General features: G+C 67.5%; 8 protein-coding genes. 3 read left to right on the forward strand and 5 right to left on the reverse strand.

What is annotated here, in order from left to right; genetic code table 11:
• Both QOI01_RS02795 and QOI01_RS02800 read right to left on the reverse strand, forming a co-directional pair.
• Positions 1–423 (reverse strand): type IV toxin-antitoxin system AbiEi family antitoxin (locus QOI01_RS02795; protein ID WP_526378384.1); only part of this gene is annotated, 423 nt, incomplete at its 3' end.
• Between the two features lie 160 nt (positions 424–583).
• Complete coding sequence (locus tag QOI01_RS02800) at positions 584–1,963, reverse strand: glycine--tRNA ligase (RefSeq protein WP_526378386.1); 1,380 nt, start codon at positions 1,961–1,963, stop codon at positions 584–586.
• A gap of 103 nt (positions 1,964–2,066) precedes the next feature.
• Between QOI01_RS02800 and QOI01_RS02805 the strand changes: the two genes are divergently transcribed.
• Together QOI01_RS02805 and QOI01_RS02810 are read left to right on the forward strand one after the other, a co-directional pair.
• Positions 2,067–2,444, forward strand: coding sequence for an ArsR/SmtB family transcription factor (locus QOI01_RS02805; protein WP_526378388.1), 378 nt, complete (start codon positions 2,067–2,069; stop codon positions 2,442–2,444).
• A complete protein-coding gene (locus QOI01_RS02810) occupies positions 2,441–2,851 on the forward strand; it encodes a Fur family transcriptional regulator (RefSeq protein WP_526378390.1) in 411 nt (136 codons plus the stop codon). The genes QOI01_RS02805 and QOI01_RS02810 overlap by 4 nt, the downstream gene beginning before the upstream one ends.
• Here the strand turns inward: QOI01_RS02810 and QOI01_RS02815 are convergent.
• The 3 genes from QOI01_RS02815 to recO are packed head-to-tail and all read right to left on the reverse strand — an operon-like array spanning position 2,840 to position 5,040.
• Positions 2,840–3,328, reverse strand: a complete 489-nt coding sequence (locus QOI01_RS02815; protein WP_526378392.1) for a hypothetical protein — start codon at positions 3,326–3,328, stop codon at positions 2,840–2,842. The genes QOI01_RS02810 and QOI01_RS02815 overlap by 12 nt on opposite strands.
• A 22-nt stretch (positions 3,329–3,350) precedes the next feature.
• Positions 3,351–4,250 (reverse strand): decaprenyl diphosphate synthase, encoded by a 900-nt coding sequence (locus QOI01_RS02820; RefSeq protein WP_526378394.1) that lies wholly within the window; start codon positions 4,248–4,250, stop codon positions 3,351–3,353.
• A complete protein-coding gene (gene recO / locus QOI01_RS02825) occupies positions 4,183–5,040 on the reverse strand; it encodes a DNA repair protein RecO (RefSeq protein ID WP_526378398.1) in 858 nt (285 codons plus the stop codon). Before recO ends, QOI01_RS02820 begins: the two co-directional genes overlap by 68 nt.
• Positions 5,041–5,104: 64 nt before the next feature.
• Here recO and QOI01_RS02830 point away from each other — a divergent pair.
• Positions 5,105–6,269: amidase (locus tag QOI01_RS02830; protein WP_526378396.1), on the forward strand; the 1,165-nt coding region annotated here is incomplete at its 3' end.

Raw genomic sequence — 6,269 nt, forward strand, 5'->3', positions numbered from 1 at the left:
GCGTGGGCGCCGCAGGCCGCGAGCGACCTCGACGGCCGTCCACGCGGGCGCCGTCGCGAGTCTGCCCTCAACGACCGTCAGCGGTGCGCCATCACGCCGGTGCACGAACAATCCATCGACGCAACGCAATTGGTGCTGCACCGGGTTGAGCACGTGCAGGTCTGCGACGTCCTCGGTATCGAACCCGTAGGCGCGCGCGGCGGTGGCGAGGCAGATCGGCACGCGGACACCCGCCCTCAAGTCGAGCGCGCGCAGTCGCACGAGGTCATCGATTTCGCCGCGGCCGTACAGGCCCGGCCACAACTTGACCAGCTCGCCGGCGTTGACCTTGGACTGCAGACCGCGGCGCGTGAGCACGCCGAGAAGTTGCCCACTGGTCGCTACGCCGTCCTGCTCATCGAGTAACTCGTCGAGTGCGCACATGTCGAGGAGCGTGATCCGCGCGCGCCGTCAGTGGTAGCCGTCGAACGAGAATTGTTGATCAACCCCAGACTGTGCACAACCACGTCGCCGCCAACGTGCGCGATCTGCCACGAGCAGCGGCGTGTCGCCGTACAGACACGCACGCTCGCGGAGAAGAGAGTCAGGCGCCCTTGAGGCGGACCGCGAGGTAGTCCGAGACGGCGTCGATCGCCACGCGCTCCTGGGTCATCGCGTCGCGCTCGCGGATCGTCACCGCGTGATCCTCCAGCGAGTCGAAGTCCAGCGTCACGCAGTACGGGGTGCCGATCTCGTCCTGGCGGCGGTACCGGCGCCCGATCGCGCCCGCATCGTCGAACTCGACGTTCCACGACTTGCGCAATTCCGCTGCCAGGTCACGGGCCTTGGGCGACAGGTCGGCGTTGCGCGAGAGCGGCAGCACCGCGGCCTTGACGGGCGCGAGCCTCGGGTCGAGCTTGAGCACGGTGCGCTTGTCGACGCCGCCCTTGGCATTGGGGGCCTCGTCTTCGTGGTACGAGTCGACCAGGAACGCCATCAGCGAGCGGGTCAGGCCCGCTGCCGGCTCGATCACGTAAGGGACGTACCGCGTTTCGGTGGCCTGCTCGTAGAACGAGAGGTCGGTGCCGGAATGCTTGGAATGCGTGGACAAGTCGAAGTCGGTGCGGTTGGCGACGCCCTCGAGCTCTCCCCACGGGTTGCCCTGGAAACCGAACTTGTACTCGATGTCGACGGTGCGGTCGGAGTAGTGCGACAGCTTGTCCTTGGGATGTTCGAACAGTCGCAGGTTGTCGGGATCGATGCCGAGGTCGACGTACCACTGCAATCTGGTGTCGATCCAGTACTGGTGCCATTCGGCTGCCGTCGACGGTTCGACGAAGAATTCCATCTCCATCTGCTCGAACTCGCGGGTGCGGAAGATGAAGTTGCCGGGCGTGATCTCGTTGCGGAAACTCTTGCCGATCTGGCCGATGCCGAAGGGCGGCTTGCGGCGCGACGTCGTCACCACGTTGGCGAAGTTGACGAAGATGCCCTGCGCCGTCTCCGGACGCAGATAGTGCATGCCCTCTTCGGTCTCGATCGGACCGAGGTGGGTCTTGAGCATCATGTTGAAGTCGCGCGGCTCGGTCCACTGCCCCGGGTCCCCGGTCTCCGGGTCGCGGATGTCGGCCAGCCCGTTTGGCGGCGGGTGACCGTGCTTGGCCTCGTACGCCTCGATCAAATGGTCTGCGCGGTAACGCTTGTGGGTGATCAGCGACTCGACGAGCGGGTCGTTGAACACTTCGACGTGGCCCGAGGCCACCCACACCTCGCGCGGGAGGATGATCGCGCTATCCAGGCCGACGACGTCGTCGCGGCCGGTGACGACGGACCGCCACCACTGCCGCTTGATGTTCTCCTTGAACTCGACGCCGAGCGGACCGAAGTCCCACGCCGACTTGGTGCCGCCGAAGATCTCGCCGGATTGATAGACGAGGCCACGGCGTTTCGCAAGGTTGGCAACGGTGTCGATGATGGAGGCCACGGGTGAACAGCGTAGCGACTCGCCACCGCTGCCCCTGCCGCCGCGTCCGTCGTCACGGCCACGTGGATTGACATGCACGATGGCGCATGTATTCTGACCCGTAATGAAAACGGTTTCCAAAACGGTCGAGGACGGTCACGTCGACCACGCCCACGACGGAGAGCCACCGCAGGAGGTGCCGCCGCGGAGCGTGCTCGGCACGGCAGGCGACTTGCTACGGGCACTGGCGGCGCCGGTCCGCATCGCCATCGTGCTCCAGCTTCGCGAATCGTCGCGATGCGTGCACGAACTCGTCGACGCCCTGGGTGTGCCGCAGCCGCTCGTCAGCCAGCATTTGCGCATCCTGAAGTCAGCGGGCGTCGTCGCCGGCGAACGAACCGGACGCGAGGTGCACTACCGGCTGGTCGATCACCATCTCGCCGAGATCGTGCTGGCCGCGGTCGCCCACGCGGGCGAGTACGCCGGGGACGAGCCCCGGTGACGGGCACCGCTGTCCGCTCGACCCGCCAGCGCGCCGCGATCTCCGCACTGTTGGAGAACGTCGACGAATTCAGATCCGCTCAGGAGCTCCACGACGAACTCCGCCGTCGCGGCGAGGGCATCGGCCTGACGACGGTCTACCGCACGCTTCAGTCGATGGCATCCGCCGGGCTGGTGGACACCCTGCGCACCGATACGGGGGAAGCGGTGTACCGGCGCTGTTCTCAGCACCATCACCATCACCTGGTGTGCCGCACCTGCGGGGCCACGGTCGAGGTGGAGGGCGGCGAGGCGGAGGCGTGGGCCACCGAAGTCGCCGCCCGCCACGGTTTCTCCGACGTCAGTCACACCATCGAGATCTTCGGGGTCTGCGGGGACTGCGCCCCCGACGGGCCGTCAGGCGGTTAGCGCCTTGCGCACGTCGGCACCCGTCGTGAGGACGAGCAGGATCAGGGTGCGCAGGGCGTCCTCGGTAAGACCGGCCGCGGGAAAGTTGTAGCGCAGCATCACGTCGGCGACCTTCTTGGCCGCGGACTTGCGCGCCGTCCTGGCCGACGATCCGTTGGCGGGTGTGTCCGGCCCGTCGGCGATCTTCTCGACCAGCGCGACCGTGCCCAGCATCGTTCTACCCGCCTGCTCGGCCACGCGTTCGCGAATCTTGTTGTTCAGCGGGAGATCCCATGCGAGCGGCTGGGTGAGCGACACCATGTCCAACCCCTCGGCAATGGTCACCACCCGCAGCGAGGCCACCGAACCGTCCACGGTCACCGTGAGGGCGCCGTCCGACTCCTCGACGAGCGTCGTCACTTCCCCCAGCGCGGAGGTCAGGCGTTCGAGCAATGACATCGCCGCGTCGCCGCGCTCCTGGCCGCCGGATGTGGACATCAGGCCCTGCCCCTCAGGCACATCATTCGGCTCTGCCGAAGCGCCGGTTGCGTCGGACGTACTCTTCGCACGCCGCCCAGAGGTCCCGGCGGTCGTAGTCGGGCCAGAGCTTGTCCTGGAAGACGTATTCGGCGTAGGCGGCCTGCCACAGCAGGAAGTTGCTCGCCCGCTGCTCCCCCGACGTCCGGATGAACAGATCCACGTCTGGGATGTCGTTGCGGTGCAAGTGCTTGGCGAAGGCGGCCTCGCTGATCCGACGGGGGGTGACCTTTCCCTCGACCGCCAGTTGCGCCAGTTCCTGCGCCGCCTCGACGATCTCGGTGCGGCCTCCGTAGTTGACGCAGTAGTTGATGGTGATGACGTCGTTGCCGACGGTCATCTTCTCGGCGATGTCGAACTCCTTGATGACGCTGCTCCACATGCGGGGTCGCGATCCGACCCATCGCATGCGCACGCCCATCGCGTTGAGGTTCTCCCGACGGCGGCGCACCACCTCGCGGTTGAAGCCCATCAGGAAGCGCACCTCCTCGGCACTGCGCCTCCAGTTCTCCGTGGAGAAGGCATAGACCGTGAGGTGCTTGATGCCGATTTCGATGGCGCCGCAGGTGATGTCGATCAACACCGCCTCGCCCATCTTGTGGCCGTCGGTGCGGCCGAGGCCGCGCTGGGTGGCCCAGCGACCGTTGCCGTCCATCACGACCGCCACGTGATTGGGCACTTGGCCTGCGGGGATCAGCGGCGCCGACTCCTTCGACGTGTGCTGGGGCGGACGGGAGAACCTGCCGTTGGTCTCGGGGGGCAGCTCGGGGAACACCACCGGCCACGTCGACGTGTCCGGGAACGTCGGATAGCCGTCAGGCGCCTGGGGCAGCTGTGGGTAGGTGTCCTTCTTCGCCCGCTGACCATCCCGCTTCAACGCCATGCGCTTCATCCTGCCCGAACAGGGCCACTCGTCGGTCGGCGACCGTGCGATCGACCCGATAGACGCGTTCGACCAGCGGCAACGTCCGCAGTTGGCGCTCGAGATGCCACTGCAGGTGCGCGGCCACCAGCCCGCTGGCCTGGCTGCGGTGCGACGACGTGGACGCCTCGGCGGCGGGCCAGTCCCCGTCGTGCAGGGCGGACATCAGGTCCAGCACACCCTGCGGCGGGGTCACCGATCCCGACGGCCTGCAGTGCATGCACACGCTTCCGCCCGCCGCGACGTGGAACGCCCGGTGCGGACCGGGCGCCGCGCAGCGCGCGCATTCGGTGAGCGCAGGGGCCCACCCGGCGACTCCCATGGCCCGCAAGAGGTACGAGTCGAGCACCAGTTCACGGGCCCGCGCACCGTCGGCCACTGCGCGCAACGCCGCGACGGTGAGCCGGTGCAGTGCCGGCGACGGGGCGTGCTCCTCACCGGCCAGTCGCTCGGCCGTCTCCAGCACGGCGCACCCGCAGGTGTAGCGACCGTAGTCACTGACGATGTCGCTGGCGAACGCGTCGATCGCCTGGACCTGTGTGACGACGTCGAGGTTTCGTCCCGGGTACAGCTGGACGTCGATGTGCGCGAACGGCTCGAGCCTGGCCCCGAACTTGCTGCGGGTGCGGCGCACGCCCTTGGCGACCGCACGGACCAGGCCGTGCTCGAGGGTCAGCAGGGTCACGATCCGGTCGGCCTCGCCGAGCTTGTGCTGACGCAGCACAACAGCCCGATCCCGGTACAACCGCATCGACACAGTCTCCCACCTCCCACCGACGACGACGTTGAGGCTCGGCCGGATATTCTCGGTTCCAATGGCTGACAGCACGTCGAACAACCGCACCTCCATCAAGCGTCCCCCCCTGCCCACCCTCACTCAACTGCTGTACCGACTCGCCAGCGGGCGGGTCACGTCCACCGAACTGGTGACTCAGTCACTGCGGCGGATCGAGGCCAGTCAGTCCACCCTCAACGCCTTTCGCGTCGTGCTAACCGAGCAGGCCCTCGTCGATGCAGCCGAGGCTGATCGCAAACGCGCTGCGGTCCGTGATCTTTCAAGCCTTCCGCTCTTGGGTATCCCCATCGCGGTCAAGGACGACGTCGACGTGGCGGGCGTCCCGACCCGGTTCGGCACGTCGGGTGACATCCAACCGGCCGCCGCGGACGCCGAGGTGGTGCGCAGGCTGCGCGCCGCAGGCGCCGTGATCGTCGGAAAGACCAACACGTGTGAGCTGGGCCAGTGGCCGTTCACCAGCGGGCCGGCATTCGGGCATACCCGCAACCCGTGGTCGGCGGATCACACCCCCGGCGGATCCTCTGGTGGGAGCGCGGCGGCGGTAGCCGCCGGGTTGGTGACGGCCGCCATCGGTTCCGACGGGGCGGGAAGCGTCCGCATTCCCGCTGCATGGACCCACCTGATCGGAATCAAGCCACAGCGCGGCCGCATCTCGACGTGGCCGCTTCCGGAGGCCTTCAACGGAATCACCGTCAACGGTGTGCTGGCTCGCACGGTCACCGATGCGGCACTGGTGCTCGACGCCGCCTCCGGCAACGCCGACGGAGATCTCCACAAGCCCGAGGCGGTCAAGGTCTCCGAGTACGTCAGCCAGGCGCCTGGTCCGCTCACGGTGGCAATGTCGACCAAGTTCCCCTTCCCGGGTTTCGGAGCCAAGCTCCACCCCGAGATCCTGGCCGCGATGAAGCGCATCGCGGGGCAGCTCGAGGATCTCGGGCACACGGTGCGAGCCGCGGATCCCGACTACGGACTACGGACGTCGTGGAACTTCCTGTCCCGCTCGACGTCCGGGTTGTTGGACTGGGCCGACCGCCTCGGTCCCCACGTGACGTTTGACAAGCGCACCATGAGCAATATGCGGATGGGCCGGATCCTGTCGGAGAAGATCCTGCGCGACGCCCGCATTCGCGAGGCCGAGTCCCAACGCCGCATCGGTTGGATCTTCAATCTCGCCGACGTGGTCC

The organism is Mycobacterium sp. (assembly GCF_032162605.1).
Taxonomy (GTDB): Bacteria; Actinomycetota; Actinomycetes; order Mycobacteriales; family Mycobacteriaceae; genus Mycobacterium.